The organism is Mesorhizobium sp. WSM2240, from assembly GCF_040438645.1.
In the GTDB taxonomy this organism is placed as follows: Bacteria; Pseudomonadota; Alphaproteobacteria; order Rhizobiales; family Rhizobiaceae; genus Allomesorhizobium.
Map to the genome: position 1 here is coordinate 2,222,228 of NZ_CP159253.1, position 18,752 is coordinate 2,240,979.

Sequence of the window (18,752 nt, forward strand, 5' to 3'; positions counted from 1 at the left end):
CATTTGCTGAGCTAGAATCAGACTAGCGCCTCCCGATCGGGGAGGCGCTAGCCGTCTGATTATTGCGCGAGAGGTGAGGCGAACCAGGCGGTTCCCTATACAATCACGCCGGGCTGGATGATCCTGGCGACTTCGAAATGCATGCCGTCCGGCCGCTTTTTGAAATGGCCGCCCCAGGCGAAACCGAACCGATTTGCGATCGGGACCAGCTCTCGCACGCAGCCTTTCTCTCCGATGTCAGCGGGCGTATGGCCAAGCGGGTTGAATTGAGCGTTGATGTCGAAAGCCGTTCCGAATGCATGGTTGCTAAGGGTGCTTGTGCTTCCGCGAATAAACCGCGGCACAAATGCGCCATCGAAGGTCAGGATGCGGTCCAGAAGTCCCTCTTTCTCCCACTCGAGCCACATGGCAACCAGTTGGTCGGCGGCAAGCTTGTGGAATTCGAACTCGAGCGGGCCGTTCCGGCCAAGGACGGACTTAACGGGTATGCTCACCTTGATGATGTTCTTTTCCGGCCAATCGTTTGTGATCCGGATGTTTTCTCTGTTTCCGGGCTTCGGATCGGCAACGAACGTGAAGGTACCGAACAGTCTTTGGCGTTCTTCGGTGCTAACCAGCGGAGCCAGGTCGAGGTGCGGTGAAGAGCCGGCCCGGCCAGCGCCCTGAACACCCAGCGCGGACGCGAAGCTGGGGACTGTCGGGTCAGTCGCCCAACCATCCTCTGCCGCCACAACCATGCAATCCGAGAACCAGGCCACGAATTTGTCTATGTGCTTGCCGGTGCCGCGGGGGAAGCAGACCAGCTTCCAGCGATTTGCGTCCGCATCGTCACGGCGCAGCGAGCCGGCGTTGTATGCGGCCGCGACCAAGGGAGGATCGAACCATGTCGAGCCTCTCTGCTGGGCGATGTAGGCTGTTCCCGCTTCGATGGAGCTTCGGGGATCCAGCAAGTCGTCGCTGCGCAGGTTCTTTCGACCGGTGGCGCTTCGGGCCGTGGCGACGAGCGTCTGCATCAACCCGACGCTCTCGTCATTGATCTTCGGTTCGGATCGTCGTGCATTTGCATCGCCGGAACTCTCGGTCGCGATCGTCGCGACGATCAGCTCGACCGGAACGCCGTACTGCTTTGCAGCCGCGGCACAAAGCGCTCCATAGCGTTGCCAGATCGTTCGGACAGTCGTCGGTTTCCCGGGCGTTCCCTGGGCTGGCGCTTCATCGATCGAGACGCCCCTTGGTGAAAGCGCCCAGCTTACGCCGTCAGGGAAATGGCGGTGCGGCTTCACCAGTTCGGGGATGAGCTCGCCCAACAGGCCGGGAGCAGCCGGCTTGACGGGATCTCCGGCCGGTTCGCTGTCAGGCTCCTTCTCCGGAAGAGCCGGCTTTGAAGGGGGCGGCAGGTCAAGGGTGGAGGAGCGACGGACAACAACATCGGTCGCTCGGTTGAGGACTTCCGAGGCCTGAACGGATTGTCTGGTCTGAATCTGGGCGACGAGCTGATCTTTCGATTGAGAACTCTGGGAAGAGCCGAGCCAGAAGCTCATCACGGTAGCAAACGCCGCGGTCAGCGTTCCGACGCAGATATTGATTATCTGCAGCACGAAATCGCTGCGAACCGGAGGAACCGCCGCAAACTGGGCGTTCGTCAGACCAGCAAGCTCGATACCCGCCGGAATCACGGGCATCGAAGTGAGTTCAAGACTGTTTTTGTTGAAGATGAACAGGCCCAGCACCACAAAGAAGCCGACCGTCACTATCAACGAAAGCGTCGGAGCAACCCACGCCACGGGCGATCGTGCGGAACTCAGATCTTTCTGTAGGTTTCGGGCGCCACCGCGGTCCTCCCCGTCAACCCGGCGGCTGTCGATCTCGGCCTGGCGCTTCTGGGTCTCGACCTCGGCGCGGATTTTCAGTTCCCCGAGCGCTGCCTCGCGCTGGCGCTGCTCGTCGTCGAGCTTGATTCTGGTCTGCTCCAGCGCGATCTGCGCGAGTTTCTCGCGCAGATCCTCGGCAAGTTGCGGATCCTGCGCCAGCTGCTTTTGTGCCTGGACCGGGTTGTTCGTCTTGACGGAAGCGGTCACCGCCTTGGTGACGCTGTCCGCCACGGTGCCGGCTTTGTCTCCAGCGATTGCCTTGATGATCTCGGGAAACAGAGTGGCGGCAATTGCGACAAAGGGGTTCATAGCTCATCCTCACGGAAATCGGGTTGCGATCACCGAGGCCCTGGCCCGGGCCATGCCTCGGGGCTGTTGATGCGCGCTTTGGCTACTCTCCGGGCGGAGTCGCCGGAGCCAGTGGGGCATTCACGGAAACTCCAGCGCTCCCCCTCGCATGAGTTCGAGGCGGATCTCGTCGCTGCGGAGGGTTGGGCGCTGTTTCGGCCTGGCGCTTGCAGAGAGCGGCGCACGCGAACGCCATCGACGCCGCCGATACGTTGATGATGACCATCAAGGTCGCGAGGTCCGCGCCATTGGGACCGAACGGCACGTTGAACTTGTGCTGCACCTGCGCGGCTGCGTAAAAAAGCGACGCTAGGGCCACTCCCGCCGCCAGCAGCGAGAGAGTGGATGCGATCCTCCACCGCCCCGCGCCGTCGTCCATATACCGCAGCAGCACGAAGCACACGAACAGCGATATGAACGAGTGCAGGAGGTATATGGGCAGGCTGACCTGCACCAGGGCTACGAATTCCCTGGTCTTTCCAAGCTTATAGGCTCCATGATCGAAGAATGCCTGGAAAATGTCGAACAGCAAAATGACGATCACGGTTAAGGCAAGCAGGCCCGCGTGGCGGTTCAAATGATCCGCCAGCCCGCGAACGGGCCGGGGTTCCTCGACCGCCGCCATCTGGGCCTGACCGAAGGCGCTGACCCACATCGCCAATGCAATGCCGGTGGTCAAAAAAATCGGCCCGGCCTGCGCTATGAGGTACTGGCCCGAGAATTCGAGATTGCTTGGCCAGAAATCATATAAGGCCCCCGCGCTCAGGAACCGCGCCGCTAGGCCGTCGAACGCGGGAATGAGGTTCCACAGGAACGTCATCGCGATGAAGAGAATGCCGCCCGCAAGGAAAGCCTTCGGCCAGCCGCGATTGGGCAGCATGGAAACGTGAAGGTCGCCGGCGAGGCGCGAAAGAGACGCAACGCCGCTCTCCCGCACCGTCGCGAGCGTGGCAACGTCGACGAGCTGCCGCGTGAGGATTTTAAGTTCCCGCCGTGTTCCTTTCGAAAGCTCGGCTTCGTCATCGAGCTTAAGCCGCGCGAGGTGAGCACGGTAGAAATCCGCGTCGGCATAGGCTTCGATGCGTTGCACGAACGCGTCGCTGACCAAAAGCTGAAGCTCCTTGGCCAACCGCTTCGTATCCTGACTTCGCGTAAGTATCTGGGTGGCGAAGAAGCTCGACGTGCTCATGACTCTGGTGGGGACACCCATCCAGGCATGAAACAGGTTTCGCTGCACGTTCCCGATGTTGGAGAGAAAAGGAATCCCAGGCTGGGTAAAGCCGATGTATGCGGCCGCGATATAGAGAGGATAGTTAACGGTGTCGATGAATGTCCTGAGTTCCTCGTCAAGTGTCGCTCCGGATACCTGGGCCCAGCCGAACAGGATGGTGGGAGATATTTTGCACAGGATGAAATAGATGAGGAGTGTTGCGGCCAGGAAAGCCGCCAGCGTGGCGAAATAGGTCAGCCGCCCGGCAAAGTCGATCGCGCGCAGATTTGGGAAAAGGGCGGATCGCGCGGCGAAATCCGGGTCCGGCGAGCTGAGTTCGCTGAACTTGGCGAATTGGTAGGCGCTAAGCACGGCGGCGCCGAACCAGAACTCGCTCGATAGCAACGGGTCCATGGCATTGTCCCCCCTCGCTCTCTAAGGACAAACGCCGTTCGGGCACTGCTGCGCGTAAGCTTGGGGCGTTGCGTCGAGCAGGGTCACCGAACCGATCAAGGCGGTCAGGAATCCCAAGATGACAAAGGTTTTGAACGATCTCATGCCAGCCTCCCTTCGAGGTGCACGGGGCCTCGATAAAATATAGTAATGAGCATGCGAGGATCGGGCGCGGACAAATCATTCCGCCGGACCTTGGCATGTCGAACTATACGGTCTTAGTCTCTAGCGGTCTGTGAGATTTGCCACACATATTGGCCTTCTAAGGTTCGGCATAAGCTGGCAAAAAGTTGACTTTTACTATCGATGGCGTGCGATGTAGCTATAATTCGACTACGATTATAGAGTGAAAAGCAGTCGCTTTCTTTGTCTCCTGCCAATGCGCGAACGTCCGCTTTCGAGATGCACGACAAATGGCTGGAATGGCTACAACGTGGATAAAGCCAACGTCATTTGGGCCTGATCGAAAGAATTTCTTCTTATAAATCAATTGGATAAAAGATCTCAGAACTTTCTTTTATCCATCAATGCCCGGCCCTCCCGCATAATCATCGGCAGTTTCTCCCGCGGGAACGCCGGTCGCGACGGTGATCTGTGGGGAGGAACCGGCGCCTCCGTCCTGACGCCAACGTGGCGACAGGCCCGGGCAGGTTCCGTCCAAGGGTCTCTTTCCGCGGAAGGGCAGCGGCAGTCGAGGCGTTCGCACGGGCGGAAAAAAGTAAACTGTCCCCTGCGGCAAACCGGAGATGGCGATGAACAGGTGCGTCTCCTGAGCTTGCCGAAGGGCGAGCCTCGCTTCGCTCGCACCTCAGGATGAGGACCGTGTGGTGAGGGCTGACCTTCGAGATTGGCGGTTAGCACCAACTTCCTTCATCCTGAGCTTTCGAAGGACGCACCCCTCAAATCCGCTCCCATGGATGCCGCACCTCGGATTCGTCGTCGTCTTCCGGACTGGTGGGGCGGCCGCGGTGGCCGCGGCCGAACGTGTATCCCGTCTCCACAGCGCGCCCGCCGAATTTTTCACGCAAGCGGTCGATCGCACCCTCGGCCATGGCGCGCTTCCTCGACTGCACATCGACCAGATCCGGCGGGTCGGCCTTTTCCGAACCCGAAAGGTCGGAAACGCCGATGCCGAGCAGCCGGTATTTTGTCCCGTCGGTTTCCTTCTCCAGCAGCTGCAGGCCGGTCTGAAAGATCCGGTCGGCGAGCCTGGTCGGGTCGCCGAGCTGGCGATTGCGGGTGCGCAGCTTGAAATCCTGCGTCTTCAGCTTCAGCACCACGGTGCGCCCGGCAATCCCCGCCTTCTTCAGCCGCGCCGAGACTTTTTCCGACAGCGCCCTGAGGATCGGCACGAGATCGGCGGGTGAGGCGAGGTCGGTGTCGAACGTCGTCTCGGCCGACACGCTTTTGGCGCCGTGCTCAGGATGAACTCGGCGCTCGTCCATGCCGCGCGACAGGTGAAAAAGCCGGTCGCCCATTACGCCGTAGCGGCGCATCAGCTCGCCGCGCTCCAGCCGCTGCAACTGCCCGATCATGCGGATGCCGTCGCGCTCCAGCGTCGCCGCGAACGCCTTGCCGACGCCCCAGATCAGCGTCACCGGCTGCTCCGCCAGAAAACCGACCGCCTCGGCCTCGCCGATGATGGAAAAACCGCGCGGCTTACGGAAGTCGGACGCCACCTTGGCCAGGAACTTGCAGTAGGAGAGTCCCGCCGAGACGGTGATGCCGATCTCCTTCTCGACGGCCGCCGCGAAACCTGCCAGCACCAGCGCCGGCGGCCTGCCATGCAGCCGAGCGGTGCCGGAAAGGTCGAGAAATGCTTCGTCTATCGAGATCGGCTCGACCAGCGGGGTGAGCGCAAGCATCATTTCGCGCACCTCGCGCCCGACGCGGACGTATTTTTCCATGTCTGGCTTTATCACCACCGCCTCGGGGCAGGCCTCCAGCGCCTTGAACATCGGCATTGCCGAGCGCACGCCATGGATGCGGGCGATGTAGCAGGCGGTCGAGACAACGCCGCGCTTGCCCCCGCCTATGATCACCGGGCGGTCCTTCAGCTCCGGATTGTCGCGCTTTTCCACCGCCGCGTAGAAGGCGTCGCAGTCGATATGCGCGATCTCAAGCGAATAGAGCTCCGGATGCCGGGCGAGCCGCGGGCTGCCGCAGCTTGCGCAGCGCGTCGTTGCGCGCGGCTGCGCGGCGAGGCAGTCGCGGCAGAAACCATGCATGGGATCGTTGACAGGAAGGGTCATCGCTGCGAACATATACGGAACATCGCAAATGGTAGGATAGCTGACGCCCGCCGGCAAGGCGGCGGCCGCGGAGGTGTTTCATGGTCCCCGACATTCGCCCGCTCACCCCCGATTTGTGGCCCGATTTCGAGGATCTGTTCGGCAAGCAGGGCGCCTGCTACGGCTGCTGGTGCACCTATTTTCGCCTGCCGCCGGCAGCGCGTCGCGAGAGCAGCAGCGTCCGCAACAAGGATTTTATCCGCGCGCGAATCGAATCGGGACCGCCGCCCGGCCTGCTCGCCTTCGAGGATAGCGTTGCCTGCGGCTGGATGCAGATCGGGCCGCGCGCCGACGTGCCCAAGTGGAACAACAAGGGCAGGGGCTCTGCGCCGGTCGATCCGGCCGATGCCGCCGATCCCGGGGTCTGGGCAATCTCCTGCTTCTTCATCCGAAATACGGCGCGGGGCAGGGGCCTCACTCACCATCTGGTCGCCGCCGGCGTCAATCTCGCCAGGAAAAACAATGCGCGCTTCCTCGAAGCCTGCCCGATGGACCAGTCGAAGGATTCTCGCTCCCTCGGGCTTTTCGTCGGCTCGACGCGCGTCTTTGAAAAGGTCGGCTTCGAGCGTCTGGCCGAGCGCAAGGCAGGTCGGCCGCTGATGCGGCTTGTCCTGTGACTTGCGGGCGGCTCTCAGGTCGAGATGTCGTGGCGGTCGTCGCCGAGCGGCAGGTGGCGGATGGCTTTCGCGACATCTTCGGGTGGCACACCCGATTCGTCCGCGAAGCGCAGCAGCGTCGGCTCGTGCGCCAGGATGAACTGCAAGACGCCGGCCAGAAATCCCGGCTCGCTCGCCGCCTGGCGGATCGCCTGCGCCTCGATGCCGGTGATCGCCAGGAAGCGCGGCAGAAGCTCCGGATCGGCGGCCACGAAGCCCAGTGCCTCAATAGCGATACTTTCGGCGTTCTCGGGAGTTGAGCGATTGTTGGCCATGTCGGCTTTCGTGGTTAGAATGGAAACTCAACTTCGCACTATCCGCAACCGCCCGATCCGGCAAGGTCGCCGGCCCGCCCAATCATCGACGAGTAAGCCCGATGCGTTTCGGCATGCAGGTTTCCGTTTCGTCAATCATCTTGAGTTAGCCTTGCGGCGGGCTTTGATGCACCTTGGCGGGTGCATGGTGGTCGCGGATGCGAAAGCAGCGATCGGGACGGGAATTCTATGACCAAGAAAGTGATGATCGTCGAGGACAACGAGCTGAACATGAAGCTGTTTCGCGACCTGATCGAGGCCAGCGGCTACGAGACCGTGCGCACCCGCAACGGCCTGGAGGCGCTTGATCTCGCTCGCCTGCACAAGCCCGACCTGATCCTGATGGACATCCAGTTGCCCGAGGTCTCCGGCCTCGAAGTGACCAAATGGCTGAAGGAGGATGACGATCTGCACGTCATTCCGGTCATTGCGGTCACCGCCTTCGCCATGAAGGGCGACGAGGAGCGTATCCGCCAGGGCGGTTGCGAGGCCTATATTTCCAAGCCGATTTCGGTGCCGCGCTTCGTCGAAACGATAAAATCCTATCTGGGCGACGCCTGATGCCCAAAAAAGAGTTCGCCCGGAGCTTAAAATGACAGCCCGCATCCTCGTCGTCGACGACATTCCGGCCAATGTGAAGCTGCTCGAGGTCCGGCTTCTGGCCGAGTATTTCGAGGTGTTGACCGCGACCAGCGGGCCGGATGCGATCGAGACCTGCGAGAACGGCAAGGTCGATGTCGTCCTGCTCGACGTCATGATGCCCGACATGGACGGTTTCGAAGTCTGCCGCCGGCTGAAGAACGACCCGGCCACCTCGCACATCCCGGTGGTGATGATCACCGCGCTTGACCAGGTTTCCGACCGCATCCGCGGTCTTGAAGCCGGCGCCGACGATTTCCTGACCAAGCCGGTCAACGACCTGCAGCTGATGACCCGCGTGAAGAGCCTGGTCCGGCTGAAAATGCTCACCGATGAATTGCGGCTGCGCGCCTCGACCACGCGCAACATCGGCATCGAGGAACTGCTGAGCCGCAAGCCCGCCGCTGAGGAGACGCGGCCGAAGGTGCTTCTGATCGACGAGCGCCAGTCCTCCTGCGACCGCATCAAGAAGATGCTGCGCGAGACCGCCGATCTCGATGTCGCCACCGATCCGCATGCCGGCTTCTTCCAGGCGGCGGAGGAGCCTTATGAATGCGTCATCGTCTCCACGTCGTTTGCCGATTTCGATCCGCTGCGGCTCTGTTCGCAGCTGCGCTCGCTCGACCGCACGCGCTTCCTGCCGATCATCCTGCTCGCCGAGGAAGGCGAGGATGCGCGCCTGATCCGCGGCCTCGAACTCGGCATCAATGATTACCTCATCCGCCCCATCGACCAGCAGGAGCTGATCGCCAGGCTGCGCACCCAGGTCAGGCGCAAGCGCTACAACGACCATCTGCGCGCCAGCGTCACCCAGACTATCGAGATGGCCGTAACCGACGGGTTGACCGGTTTGCACAACCGGCGCTACCTCGACAGCCATCTGCAGACGCTGTTCGACCGCGCCGTGGCGCGCCGGCGGCCGCTTTCGGTGATGATCACCGACCTCGACCGGTTCAAGCTGATCAACGACACGCATGGCCATGACGGCGGCGACGACGTGCTGCGCGAATTCGCCAGGCGCCTGCGCAAGAATGTGCGCGGAATCGATCTCGCCTGTCGTTTCGGCGGCGAGGAGTTCGTCGTGGTGATGCCAGACACCGATGGCGGCGTCGCCGAAAAAGTGGCCGAGCGCATACGCGCCGAGATCGCGCAGACGCCGTTTCCGGTCGGCAAGTCGGGCCAGACGATGGATGTCACCGTCAGCGTCGGCGTCTCGTCGCTGAAGCGCGGAGCCGACACGGTCGAGGCGCTGATGAAGCGGGCGGACCTTGCGCTCTACGAGGCCAAGACCGGCGGCCGCAACCGGGTGGTGGCCAAGGCCGCCTGACGCCGCCCGCCAGCGGGTAAAGACGAGCCTGCTAAGGACGATAATTTACCTTGTTCCAAGTGATTCGGCAGGCGTGGTTAAGAAACTATTGATTTTTAAAAGCTCTTGAGCAAATGTCTTGTGGAAGCGCCGGTGCGAGGGACGTTGCCGCGGCGCAAGCAGGATGCCCCATGATGCTCAGGTCCGCCGCATCTCCTGGGTCCATGGGGTTGGCCGGCCGGCACTGACACATAGTGGCCTCCTCGTACCGCTGTCAGATCGCTGGCCGGCCCCCTTTTCCGAGAACCGACGCAGATCCATACGCTCGCTGCGGGCCGGCTAGAGCGTGCGTTCTCTTGGACGCGCAAAGGACGCTTCAAGGCTTGCGCGGCAGTTTTGGATCGGCTTTTTGTCGGCTGGCTTGAACTTGAGGGGGCGCCTTCATGAGATCGTTGTTGCTTGGCCTTTCCTTATTGCCGACCGCGCTGCTGGCAAACTTGCCGCTGTCTGGCATGGCGCAGGCGGAATTGATCGAAAGTCAGAAGATTATCACGGCTGTGACTGGCGACTGGAATGGCGACGGCGCCGTCGATCTGGCGATGATTGTCGAGACCGAGCCGACCGATCCCATGGACATGCATTTTTTTCTCAAGGACAAGGAGCACAATTTTCTCCGCCCTGCCGAGGTCGTGCGCGGGCAGATCTTCGCGGAATGGAACGGCTACGACCGACCGGGTTACGAGAACTCCGACACCGAACCGGATCTGACGGCGCTGCCGAACGGCTCGATCAAGCTCTATATGCCGGCCATGCCGATCGGCAGCGAACGCACTAACGAGACGCTGACCATCGCCTACCGCAATGGCGCGTTCGTAGTCGCCGGCTTTGCATATGATTATAAGAACTACCAGCGCGACAATGTCGAAAGCGCCTGCGACTATAATGTACTGACGGGCAAGGGCACGAGCAGCAAAAGGCAGCCGGACGGCACAACAAAGCAAAGGCTGGTATCGGTTGAAGGCCGGATCATCGCCTTCAAGGACTGGAATCCCGGCGCCGGCTTCTCCGCGTGCGGAGAGTGAGCCAGACTGGCCAATGTCGGCCGACCGGAGCGCGCGTCCTCTTGGATGCGCAAGGACGCTTCAAGAGTTGAACTGCGCTTTTCGAAAAACCGGTTCCGGTTTCGAAATTATGCGCCAGGCTAGCTCGCCCGATGAGCGGTGATGATCCACGCCCGCGAGTCAAAAAGCACACCGTCCACAGTTAAATGGGCATCCAGCAAATTACGCAACCGCTCCAGCGCTTGATCGGCCGCCGCCGCGTCGACGCCAACGACAGCGTCGTTCACAAACCCCAGGCCAATCACAGCATCATACGCCGCATCGACGTCTGGACCATAGAAGACCGGTTCGTGCACCTCGGCAAAGCCGACCGAAGTGAAGCCAGCCGTGGTCAGAATACCCGTAGCGACCGCAGGATCGGCGAGTGAGAATGCGGCGGCGCTCGCCGACGCGACGGCTTTCGGATCCAGCGCTCGCTGAATGGCGGTAGCCCATTCGTTGCGATCCCGGCTCTGCCACATCATCAGCACGAGACGAGCCCCAGGTCGCATCGCCCGGCCAATATTGGCAAACGCAGCGGCCGGATCGGCAAAGAACATCACGCCGAATCGACTGATACACAGGTCGAAATGGGCAGCCGGGAACGGGTGGACCTGGGCATCGCCCAACTCGAACCCGACGTTCCGCAATCCCTCATCGGCGGCACGCCGGCGGGCAACCTCGAGCAGCTCTGCCGACACATCGACGCCGACCACGCGACCCTCCACCGCGGCGCGGGCAGCTTCGCGACTGGTTTGCCCTGCGCCGCAGCCGATATCGAGCACGCGGTCCCGTATTCCAGCATCGACGGCAGCACGAAAGTGCTCATTGTGCCGCCGTAACTCCGCGTCGTAGAAGTCAGCGCGATTCAACGCCATCACGTGCACCTGTCTTGGCCAACGGATAGGCAACATAGCGCGAGGCCAGATGGCGCAGCAATCAGCCCTTGCGACGCGTGAAGGCGAGTGATCGTTTTTCGAGTTCAGATTGTCAGGCGGAACCGGCATTTTCCGCCATATCGTCCAGGTCCTTGAGCGCATCATCCGACAGATCGATTTCGGCCACGGCGATGTTCTCACGCAGATGCGCGACGGACGAGGTGCCGGGGATCAGAAGGATGTTGAGCGCGCGATGAAGCAGCCATGCGAGCGCGACCTGCATCGGTGTCGCGTCAAGGCGCTTGGCGACCCCGGATAAGGTGGACGACTGCAATGGCGTGAACCCGCCGAGCGGGAAGAAGGGGACATAGGCGATGCCGTCGCGAGCGAGATCGTCGATCAGGGCGTCATCAGCGCGATGCGCCAGGTTGTAGTGGTTCTGAATGCAGACGATGTCGCAGATCCGGCGTCCTTCGGCAACCTGCGCAGGCGTGACGTTGCTCAGTCCGATATGGCGCACGAGGCCTTGTTGCTGAAGCTCGGCCAGAGCCGTGAGCGGCGCCTCGATCGACCCTTCAGCAGGGCCGTGCGCATCGAACATGATGCGGAGGTTCACCGCCTCCAATACGCCGAGCCCGAGATTGCGCAGATTGTCATGCACCGCCTGCGTCAGTTCTTCGGGCGAAAAAGCAGGGAGCCACGATCCATCCTCGCCGCGTCTTGCGCCGATCTTCGTGACGATGACGAGATCGTCGGGATAGGGCGCGAGCGCCTCGCGGATCAGCCGATTGGTGACATGCGGGCCATAGAAGTCGCTGGTGTCGATGTGGTTCACGCCAGCCGCCACGGCATCGCGCAGCACGGCCACTGCCGCGTCGTGATCCTTGGGCGGGCCGAACACGCCGGGCCCGGCGAGCTGCATGGCGCCGTAGCCGAGGCGCTTTACGATGCGGTCGCCAAGCATGAAGGTTCCTGACTGGTCGATGCTGGTCATGATCTTTTCCCCTTGTCTGACGAAGCACAGATAGGCGTTGCTGGAATGCGCGATAACCCGATACAATCCGCACGGCCTGTGCGGATTAGCGAACGATGAAGGTGGATCTAAGCGATTTGAACGCTTTTGTGGCGGTGGCACGCGCCCGCGGTTTCCGCGACGCCGCGCGCCAAAGCGGCGCGAGCGCATCGGGCCTCAGCGAAGCGGTGCGGCGTCTGGAAGCCCAGCTCGGAATCAGGCTGCTGCACCGCACCACGCGCAGCGTCGTGCCGACCGAGGCCGGAGCGCGCCTCCTCGAACAGCTTGGTCCCGCATTGCGCGAAATGGAATCGGCGCTCGACGTGGTGAACGGCTTTCGTGACAGGCCGGCGGGCACGCTGAGGCTCAATGTGCCGGTCAGCGCGGCGCGGCTGGTGTTGCCACGCATAGTCCCTTCCTTCCTCGCCGCCTATCCCGACATCCGGCTGGAGGTGATCACGGAGGAAAGCTTTGTCGACGTGCTCGCGGCCGGGTGCGATGCCGGGATCCGCTACGAGGAGCGGCTGGAACAGGATATGATCGCGGTGCCGATCGGGCCGCGCGTGCAGAGCTTCGCCGCCGCGGCCTCTCCCGCCTATCTCGACCGGCACGGCCGGCCCGAGCACCCGCGCGATCTGCTCGACCATGCCTGCCTGCGTCACCGCTTTCCCAGCGGCGCGATGCCGCCATGGGAGTTCGAACGCGAAGGCGAGCAGATCCTGATCGATCCGACCGGCCCCTTGATCGTGTCGGCCGGTGGAGCAACCGACCTTGCCGTAGATGCAGCGATCGCCGGTCTCGGCATTGTCGCAGTATTTGAAGACTGGCTGCGGCCGCATTTCGACAGCGGCGCCCTCGAGCCCGTTCTGGAGCCCTGGTGGGAGCGCTTCTCGGGGCCGTTCCTCTATTACCCTGGGCGGCGCCTCGTGCCCGCCCCGCTGCGGGCGTTTATAGACTTTATTAAAGCATCGGCCGGCCAACCCGGACGTTCGATGAACTAGTAACGAGGGAATGGCCACTTTCAGGGTGCCGTCATGGTCCTGAATGTCGATTGCCTTCGGGCAAGCGGAGATTCAGCGAACCGCTCTTAAGAACCGGATTTATGCGTACACGCCCTAGGCAACAAAAAAGCCGCCCGAAGGCGGCTTTGCATTACCGTGCAGGGCGAAGATTACTTGATCTTCGTTTCCTTGAATTCGACGTGCTTCTTGGCGACCGGATCGTACTTGCGGAAGGACAGCTTGTCCGTCTTGGTGCGGCTGTTCTTGCTGGTCACGTAGAAGAAGCCGGTATCGGCGGTCGACAGAAGCTTGATCTTGATGTTTGCGGCTTTGGCCATGATTTTCGTCCGTTAATGTGTCTGGAGTTCGAGCCGGCGGAGCACGGGCGATCACCCGGACGCGGAAAACTTGGCGCGACACATAAAGAACGTTGCCGGAATGTCAAGCCTACGTCCGGGCTCACGACATATGGGACGGCGGCGGGCTCTGCCTATCGCCGGCTCGCGATGATCCGGCTTCCGGCCAGCACGATGTAGGCCGCGAAGAACAGCGCCAGCGACCAGCCGAAGCCGTCGGGTCCGAACAGATCCATGCCGATGCCGATCGCCTGCGGGCCGAGCACCATCCCGAGCCCGTAGCACAGCACGAAGGCGGCATTGGCGTTGGCGAGGTCGTGGCCGGAAAGCCGTGAGCCGAGATGCGCCAGTCCGATCGTATAGAGCGCCGCCACCACGCCACCCCAGACGAACAGCAGGGCTGCCATCAGCGCCCAGTTGCCTGCAACCAGCGGCAGCACGACCATGCCGGCAAGCCCGACCGTCGCGCATGCGAGCAGCAAATGGCGACGGTCGCGAATGCGGTCGCTGACCATGCCGAGCGGGATCTGCATGAAGACGTTGCCGAGCCCGATCATAGTGAGGAGCAGGGCAGCGTCGCCTTCCGAATAGCCGATACGGCTGCCGTAGACCGGAAACAGCGCGAAGCCGCCGGTCTCCACAGCGCCGAAAACCAGCACCGCGGCTGTCGCGGTCGGCACCAGCCAGATATAGCGGAAGAAGTCGCGCGAACCGTTGCCGTCGGCGATGATCTTCGGACTTTCGCGCCATGCAGCCAGCACCGGAATGGTGGCCAGCATGACCAGCACGAAGACCGCTCCGAAGGGAAGAAAGCCGCTGCTTCCCATCTGCGCGAACAGCCAGGGTCCGGCCGCGAAGCCGAGCGACAGCACGGTCGCATAGATGCCGAGCACAAAGCCGCGCTTTTCGGGCGGCGCCGAGGTGCTGATCCAGAATTCGGACAGGATGAAAAGCACCGTCAGTGCGATGTGCAGCACCACGCGCAACGGAAACCACATCCAGAAGGCGGTGGCGAAATAGAACCCGACAAAGGCGAGCGCGCCGGCGACGATCATCGCCAGCATCGTCCAGACGACGCCGAAGCGCACTGCGAGCGGCGTAGCGAGCGGCGCCGCCGCGATCGAGGCGAAGCCGGCGACGGCGGTGTTGAGGCCGATCATGCTGGCCGAGTGGCCGCGTGTCTCCAGGATGATGCTGAGCAGCGGCATACCGAGCCCGATGGCGATGCCGACAACGCTGATCGAGGCGATGGCCGCCGAAATCGACAGCCAGCGCATGCGCGCATCTTCGGCCTGCGGTTGAATGCTCTCGGACATTTTTGTTTGGGAAAGCTAGAGGACGTCGCGGACGAAGCGGTTGCGGACCATGCGGTAAAACGGCACCCGCCCGCCCGGCCTCAGCAGCGGATCTTCCGTCAGCCGCCTTTCGAGTTCGTCCAGCACCGTCTTGGTTATTGTCGGGATATCGGCCTCTTTGGCCGCCCCGAGCGGCAGCCAGACAAGTTCCTCGAGTTCGTTGGTCGGCCCGCCATCGGCGAGCTCGACCGCCACGTCGCTTCGCCATGCCGCCAGGAAGCGCGTGTCGAAGCGGCGCACCCGTCCGGGCGGGGTGATCGCTCGGACGACGAATCGCAATACATCGAGCGAGGGCTGCACGCCTTGCTCGACAAAGCCCTGCCAGTCGGATTTGGAGGTGGCGAACGGCCCTTTGCGTCCGATCAGCAGGCCGGCTTCCTCATAGGTTTCGCGTATCGCCGACATGGCGATGGCCCGGGCGCGGGCAGGGCTGGTGCGCCCCGGCGCCCCGGTCAGCTTGGCTTCCTCGTCGGGATGAAGGTTTTCGGCGACAGGCACGCGGCTGTCTGCCGGGTCGGTGCGGCCGCCTGGAAAGACGAATTTTCCGGGCATGAAGGCGTGGCGTGAATGGCGCCGGCCCATCAGCACCCGGATTTCTCCGCCCTCTTTGTCGAGCAGAATGAGGGTCGCCGCATCGCGCGGCCGCAACGGTCCGGGGCCGAGCGCGAAATCGCGCGATTCGGCCCTGTCGACCTGCTTTCTGGTCATTCCGTCCATGCAAAGTTCCTACCGTGCCGCCCGCCGGAACGGAATTGTCCCACCCGATTGACTGTTGTTCCAGCGCCCGGCTGGAAAGCACAGAACCGGCTTGTCAGAAGCCCGCTGCTAGCCGGCGGGCATTTTAGTCTGCCGGCCATTTCTCCAAGAGGTGAAGGTGCAGCAGATGCGCCCCGACAAAAGCCAGTGCGATCACGATGAGCGTCCAAAATTCAGTATCTGGCTTGCTGGCGAGCACATTCGCAATAGTAAACAAGACCACAGTCGCCAGCAGCGGCGTGAATGCCAATGCGATATGGCGAGGGGCCGACCAATTCACGGTTCTATTCAGGGACCATTGCATTGGTAGCCTGTCCCGGTCACGGAACTTCCGGTTTGCCATGATCGACATGAGCGCGAGAATTAGAACACCTATCGCTGCGATTGAAAAACCTGTCATGGTCACAAGCCTGCCTGCAATCGAACCGTCGCCGTGCATCTTTATGCCTCGGGATGCGACTCGATACGATCCTCTTCACCGCCGAAACCGTGCATGTAGTATGCCCATTGCAGGCCGATGACAGCGCCCTTGATCGGTCGCAGCAGCGCCAGCGAGGAGATGATGGTCAGCGGCGCCCAGATGGCGAGATGCTGCCAGGTCGACAATGTGCTGGTGGCTTCGACGCCCATGAACGCGCCGATGATGACATGGCCGACGATGACGACGACCAGATAGGCGGGCAGGTCGTCGGCGCGGTGATGATGCATCTCCTCGCCGCAATGCTCGCAGCGCTCAACGGCCGTCAGGAACGACGAAAACAGCTTTCCCTCGCCGCAATGCGGGCAGCGCCCGAGAAAACCGCGTTTCATGGCCTCCCACAGCGACCTTGCCGGGCGGCCGGTATGGTGTACTCCGCCGAATAGCTGTTCTTCCATCATCGTCTCCTGTCGGAGCCCCGGCGCGGTTGCGATGCGCGGGCCCGCGATCTCTGGCCCTTCGCCTTGTGAAACGACCGCTTGGACCCGGGCAGGGGTTTTGGATCGGTCAGCATCTCAAAGCGCATGGCTCCTGCCAGCGGTGCGACCTCGACCAGGCGAACCTCGACTCGATCTGCAAGCTGAAAGCCCTTGCCCGTACGCTCGCCGAAGAGCGACCGGCCGGCTTCGTCGAATATATAGTAGTCGCCTTCGAGAGATGACACAGGAATAAAGCCGTCAGCGCCGTACTGCGGCAATTGGACAAACAGCCCGGCCTTGGTGACGCCGGAAATGCGGGCGTCGAAGGTGTCGTTGAGCCGTTCGGCGAGATAGGCGGCGATCAGCCGGTCGACCGTGTCGCGCTCGGCTGCCATGGCGCGGCGCTCGGTTGCCGAGATCAGTGCCGAAATATCCTCCAGCCGCTCTTCCTCGCTTCGCGTCAGCCCGTCCTTGCCGAGCCCGAGCGCGCCGATCAGCGCCCGATGCACGATCAGATCCGAATAGCGGCGGATCGGCGAAGTGAAATGGGCGTAACGCCGCAGGTTCAGGCCGAAATGGCCGAGGTTTTCCGGCGAGTAGATCGCCTGGCTCTGCGAGCGCAGCACCACTTCGTTGACCAGGGCTTCATTGTCCTCGCCACGCACGCGCTCGAGAATGCCGTTGAACTGGCTCGGCCGCATCTGCGCGCCGCGCGCCAATGACAGGCCGATCGTCGCCAGGAACTCGCGCAGCGATTCCTGCTTGGCCAGCGACGGCGCGTCGTGCACGCGGTAAACCAGCAACTGCTTCTTGGCCTCCAGCGTCTCGGCCGCCGCGACATTGGCCTGGATCATGAATTCTTCGATGAGCTTATGCGCATCGAGCCGGTCGGGCACGATGACGCGGTCGACCGTGCCGTCGGGCTTGAGCAGGATCTTTCGCTCGGGCAGGTCGAGTTCCAGCGGCTGGCGGGCGTTGCGGCCGCGCTTCAGCACATCATAGGCCGCCCAGAGCGGCTTCAGTATGGTTTCGAGGATCGGTCCGGTCGTCTCATCCGGCGCGCCGTCAATCGCGGCCTGCGCCTGACGGTAGGCGAGGCGCGCCGCCGAGCGCATCATGATGCGATGGAAGGAGTGGCGGATCTTGCGGCCGTCGGCTGCAAACACCATGCGAACGGCAAGCGCCGGCCGGTCGACCTTTTCCTTGAGCGAGCATAGATCGTTGGAGATGCGCTCCGGCAGCATCGGCACCACGCGGTCGGGAAAATACACGGAATTGCCGCGCTTCAGTGCCTCGCGGTCGAGCGCCGTGCCCGAGCGCACATAGGCGGCGACATCGGCGATCGCCACGGTCGCCACCACGCCGCCGGGATTCTTTTCATCCGTGTCCGGCTCGGCGAACACCGCGTCGTCATGGTCCTTGGCGTCGGCCGGATCGATGGTGATCAGCGGCAGGTCGCGCCAGTCCTCGCGGCCGGCGAGGCTCGCCGGCCTCACCGCCTCTGCTTCGGAAATCACCTCCTGCGGAAAGATATGCGGGATCTCGTGGGCATGGATGGCGATCATCGAAACCGCCTTCTCGCTGGTCAGCGAGCCGACCACCGTCAGCACCTTCGCCCGCGGCAGGCCGTAGCGGCCGGCGCGCACCGGCTCCGCCTCGACCAAATCGCCCGGCTTGGCGTCATTCAAAAATTCGGCCTCGACGACGAGCTCCGCCTGCCGCCGCTCCACCGGCTCGATGCGGAACGTGCCGTCATGTCCGACCCGCAGCACGCCCAGCACCGCTTCGCGCTGCCGGTCGAAAATCTTCATCACCCGCGCCGTATAGGCAGGGCCGGTAGGGTCGTTGGTCGGGAATGTCTTGGCGAGCACCCGGTCGCCGACGCCCGGCGCCGGTCCGCTGGCGTCGCGGCGCAGCTTGATCGACACGATCGGATTGAACTCGTCATCCTCCGTCGCGCGTTCTGTCGGTCTTGCCAGAAGCCCGCCTTCGGCATCGCGTGAAAAGATGTCGAGCACCACGACATGGGGCAGGGCGCCGCGGCGGATCAGCCGCTTGCGGTCCTTCTTCAGCAGGCCCTCATCCTGCAGGTCGCGCAGCATGTCCTTCAGCCACAGGCGGTCTTCGCCCTTCAGCGAATAGGCCTTGGCGATGTCGCGCTTGCCACTCTTTTCGGGATTGGAGGCGATGTAGCGAAGGATGTCGTCGCGAGACGGGCGAAAATCACGAGAAACGCTTCCGGAGGCGGGCGTGTCGGAGGAGCGGGTTTTCCCGCCGCCGCCCTTGCGTCCGGAAATGCTTCTCGCCAA

18 protein-coding genes are annotated in these 18,752 nt (G+C 62.6%); 5 read left to right on the top strand and 13 right to left on the bottom strand.

What is annotated here, in order from left to right; genetic code table 11:
* Positions 1-95: 95 nt before the first annotated feature.
* From ABVK50_RS10660 to ABVK50_RS10675, 4 genes are all read right to left on the bottom strand, one after another.
* Positions 96-1,751, bottom strand: a complete 1,656-nt coding sequence (locus tag ABVK50_RS10660) for a transglycosylase SLT domain-containing protein (RefSeq protein ID WP_353641592.1) — start codon at positions 1,749-1,751, stop codon at positions 96-98.
* Positions 1,752-2,262: 511 nt separating this feature from the next.
* On the bottom strand, positions 2,263-3,843 hold the full coding sequence (locus ABVK50_RS10665) for a hypothetical protein (protein WP_353641591.1): 1,581 nt from the start codon (positions 3,841-3,843) through the stop codon (positions 2,263-2,265).
* A 21-nt stretch (positions 3,844-3,864) separates the two neighbouring features.
* Positions 3,865-3,987, bottom strand: a complete 123-nt coding sequence (locus ABVK50_RS10670) for a hypothetical protein (RefSeq protein WP_353647028.1) — start codon at positions 3,985-3,987, stop codon at positions 3,865-3,867.
* Positions 3,988-4,781: 794 nt separating this feature from the next.
* Positions 4,782-6,146: a DNA polymerase IV gene (locus tag ABVK50_RS10675; protein ID WP_353641590.1), complete on the bottom strand. Its 1,365-nt coding sequence runs from the start codon at positions 6,144-6,146 to the stop codon at positions 4,782-4,784.
* A gap of 68 nt (positions 6,147-6,214) precedes the next feature.
* Between ABVK50_RS10675 and ABVK50_RS10680 the strand changes: the two genes are divergently transcribed.
* Positions 6,215-6,790, top strand: coding sequence for a GNAT family N-acetyltransferase (locus ABVK50_RS10680; RefSeq protein ID WP_353641589.1), 576 nt, complete (start codon positions 6,215-6,217; stop codon positions 6,788-6,790).
* A 14-nt stretch (positions 6,791-6,804) separates the two neighbouring features.
* Here ABVK50_RS10680 and ABVK50_RS10685 read toward each other — a convergent pair whose 3' ends face one another.
* Positions 6,805-7,104, bottom strand: coding sequence for a DUF3572 domain-containing protein (locus ABVK50_RS10685; RefSeq protein ID WP_353641588.1), 300 nt, complete (start codon positions 7,102-7,104; stop codon positions 6,805-6,807).
* 243 nt (positions 7,105-7,347) lie between these two features.
* On the opposite strand from ABVK50_RS10685, the gene ABVK50_RS10690 reads away from it, so the two are divergent.
* From ABVK50_RS10690 to ABVK50_RS10700, 3 genes are all read left to right on the top strand, one after another.
* Positions 7,348-7,704, top strand: coding sequence for a response regulator (locus ABVK50_RS10690; RefSeq protein ID WP_353645962.1), 357 nt, complete (start codon positions 7,348-7,350; stop codon positions 7,702-7,704).
* 31 nt (positions 7,705-7,735) lie between these two features.
* Positions 7,736-9,109, top strand: coding sequence for a PleD family two-component system response regulator (locus ABVK50_RS10695; protein ID WP_353641587.1), 1,374 nt, complete (start codon positions 7,736-7,738; stop codon positions 9,107-9,109).
* A gap of 422 nt (positions 9,110-9,531) precedes the next feature.
* The gene (locus ABVK50_RS10700; protein ID WP_353641586.1) at positions 9,532-10,170 is read left to right on the top strand and encodes a hypothetical protein; all 639 of its coding nucleotides are present in this window, start codon (positions 9,532-9,534) and stop codon (positions 10,168-10,170) included.
* 119 nt (positions 10,171-10,289) lie between these two features.
* Here the strand turns inward: ABVK50_RS10700 and ABVK50_RS10705 are convergent, their stop codons facing one another.
* Positions 10,290-11,066, bottom strand: a complete 777-nt coding sequence (locus ABVK50_RS10705; RefSeq protein WP_353641585.1) for a class I SAM-dependent methyltransferase — start codon at positions 11,064-11,066, stop codon at positions 10,290-10,292.
* A 112-nt stretch (positions 11,067-11,178) separates the two neighbouring features.
* Positions 11,179-12,060, bottom strand: coding sequence for an aldo/keto reductase family oxidoreductase (locus tag ABVK50_RS10710; RefSeq protein WP_353641584.1), 882 nt, complete (start codon positions 12,058-12,060; stop codon positions 11,179-11,181).
* Positions 12,061-12,155: 95 nt separating this feature from the next.
* Here ABVK50_RS10710 and ABVK50_RS10715 point away from each other — a divergent pair, with 95 nt between their 5' ends.
* Positions 12,156-13,079: a LysR family transcriptional regulator gene (locus ABVK50_RS10715; RefSeq protein ID WP_353641583.1), complete on the top strand. Its 924-nt coding sequence runs from the start codon at positions 12,156-12,158 to the stop codon at positions 13,077-13,079.
* Between the two features lie 170 nt (positions 13,080-13,249).
* Here the strand turns inward: ABVK50_RS10715 and rpmG are convergent, their stop codons facing one another.
* The 6 genes from rpmG to rnr all read right to left on the bottom strand — a co-directional run bounded on the left by rpmG (position 13,250) and on the right by rnr (position 18,752).
* Positions 13,250-13,417, bottom strand: coding sequence for a 50S ribosomal protein L33 (gene rpmG, locus ABVK50_RS10720; protein ID WP_006201775.1), 168 nt, complete (start codon positions 13,415-13,417; stop codon positions 13,250-13,252).
* A gap of 152 nt (positions 13,418-13,569) precedes the next feature.
* Positions 13,570-14,751, bottom strand: coding sequence for an MFS transporter (locus ABVK50_RS10725; protein WP_353641582.1), 1,182 nt, complete (start codon positions 14,749-14,751; stop codon positions 13,570-13,572).
* Between the two features lie 15 nt (positions 14,752-14,766).
* The gene (locus ABVK50_RS10730; RefSeq protein WP_353641581.1) at positions 14,767-15,507 is read right to left on the bottom strand and encodes an NUDIX hydrolase; all 741 of its coding nucleotides are present in this window, start codon (positions 15,505-15,507) and stop codon (positions 14,767-14,769) included.
* Between the two features lie 124 nt (positions 15,508-15,631).
* Positions 15,632-15,985: a hypothetical protein gene (locus ABVK50_RS10735; protein ID WP_353641580.1), complete on the bottom strand. Its 354-nt coding sequence runs from the start codon at positions 15,983-15,985 to the stop codon at positions 15,632-15,634.
* A gap of 2 nt (positions 15,986-15,987) precedes the next feature.
* Positions 15,988-16,422 carry a DUF983 domain-containing protein gene (locus tag ABVK50_RS10740; protein WP_353641579.1) on the bottom strand — a complete coding sequence of 145 codons (435 nt, stop codon included), beginning with the start codon at positions 16,420-16,422 and terminating at the stop codon, positions 15,988-15,990.
* On the bottom strand, positions 16,422-18,752 hold the full coding sequence (rnr, locus tag ABVK50_RS10745; protein WP_353641578.1) for a ribonuclease R: 2,331 nt from the start codon (positions 18,750-18,752) through the stop codon (positions 16,422-16,424). The genes ABVK50_RS10740 and rnr overlap by 1 nt, the downstream gene beginning before the upstream one ends.

Bases quoted from the DNA above. Each gene is read 5' to 3' on its own strand.
- ABVK50_RS10665 (WP_353641591.1), bottom strand. From the start codon at position 3,843: ATGGACCCGTTGCTATCGAGCGAGTTCTGGTTCGGCGCCGCCGTGCTT.
- ABVK50_RS10670 (WP_353647028.1), bottom strand. From the start codon at position 3,987: ATGAGATCGTTCAAAACCTTTGTCATCTTGGGATTCCTGACCGCCTTG.
- ABVK50_RS10675 (WP_353641590.1), bottom strand. From the start codon at position 6,146: ATGTTCGCAGCGATGACCCTTCCTGTCAACGATCCCATGCATGGTTTC.
- ABVK50_RS10680 (WP_353641589.1), top strand. From the start codon at position 6,215: ATGGTCCCCGACATTCGCCCGCTCACCCCCGATTTGTGGCCCGATTTC.
- ABVK50_RS10685 (WP_353641588.1), bottom strand. From the start codon at position 7,104: ATGGCCAACAATCGCTCAACTCCCGAGAACGCCGAAAGTATCGCTATT.
- ABVK50_RS10690 (WP_353645962.1), top strand. From the start codon at position 7,348: ATGATCGTCGAGGACAACGAGCTGAACATGAAGCTGTTTCGCGACCTG.
- ABVK50_RS10695 (WP_353641587.1), top strand. From the start codon at position 7,736: ATGACAGCCCGCATCCTCGTCGTCGACGACATTCCGGCCAATGTGAAG.
- ABVK50_RS10700 (WP_353641586.1), top strand. From the start codon at position 9,532: ATGAGATCGTTGTTGCTTGGCCTTTCCTTATTGCCGACCGCGCTGCTG.
- ABVK50_RS10705 (WP_353641585.1), bottom strand. From the start codon at position 11,066: ATGGCGTTGAATCGCGCTGACTTCTACGACGCGGAGTTACGGCGGCAC.
- ABVK50_RS10710 (WP_353641584.1), bottom strand. From the start codon at position 12,060: ATGACCAGCATCGACCAGTCAGGAACCTTCATGCTTGGCGACCGCATC.
- ABVK50_RS10715 (WP_353641583.1), top strand. From the start codon at position 12,156: ATGAAGGTGGATCTAAGCGATTTGAACGCTTTTGTGGCGGTGGCACGC.
- rpmG (WP_006201775.1), bottom strand. From the start codon at position 13,417: ATGGCCAAAGCCGCAAACATCAAGATCAAGCTTCTGTCGACCGCCGAT.
- ABVK50_RS10725 (WP_353641582.1), bottom strand. From the start codon at position 14,751: ATGTCCGAGAGCATTCAACCGCAGGCCGAAGATGCGCGCATGCGCTGG.
- ABVK50_RS10730 (WP_353641581.1), bottom strand. From the start codon at position 15,507: ATGGACGGAATGACCAGAAAGCAGGTCGACAGGGCCGAATCGCGCGAT.
- ABVK50_RS10735 (WP_353641580.1), bottom strand. From the start codon at position 15,985: ATGCACGGCGACGGTTCGATTGCAGGCAGGCTTGTGACCATGACAGGT.
- ABVK50_RS10740 (WP_353641579.1), bottom strand. From the start codon at position 16,422: ATGGAAGAACAGCTATTCGGCGGAGTACACCATACCGGCCGCCCGGCA.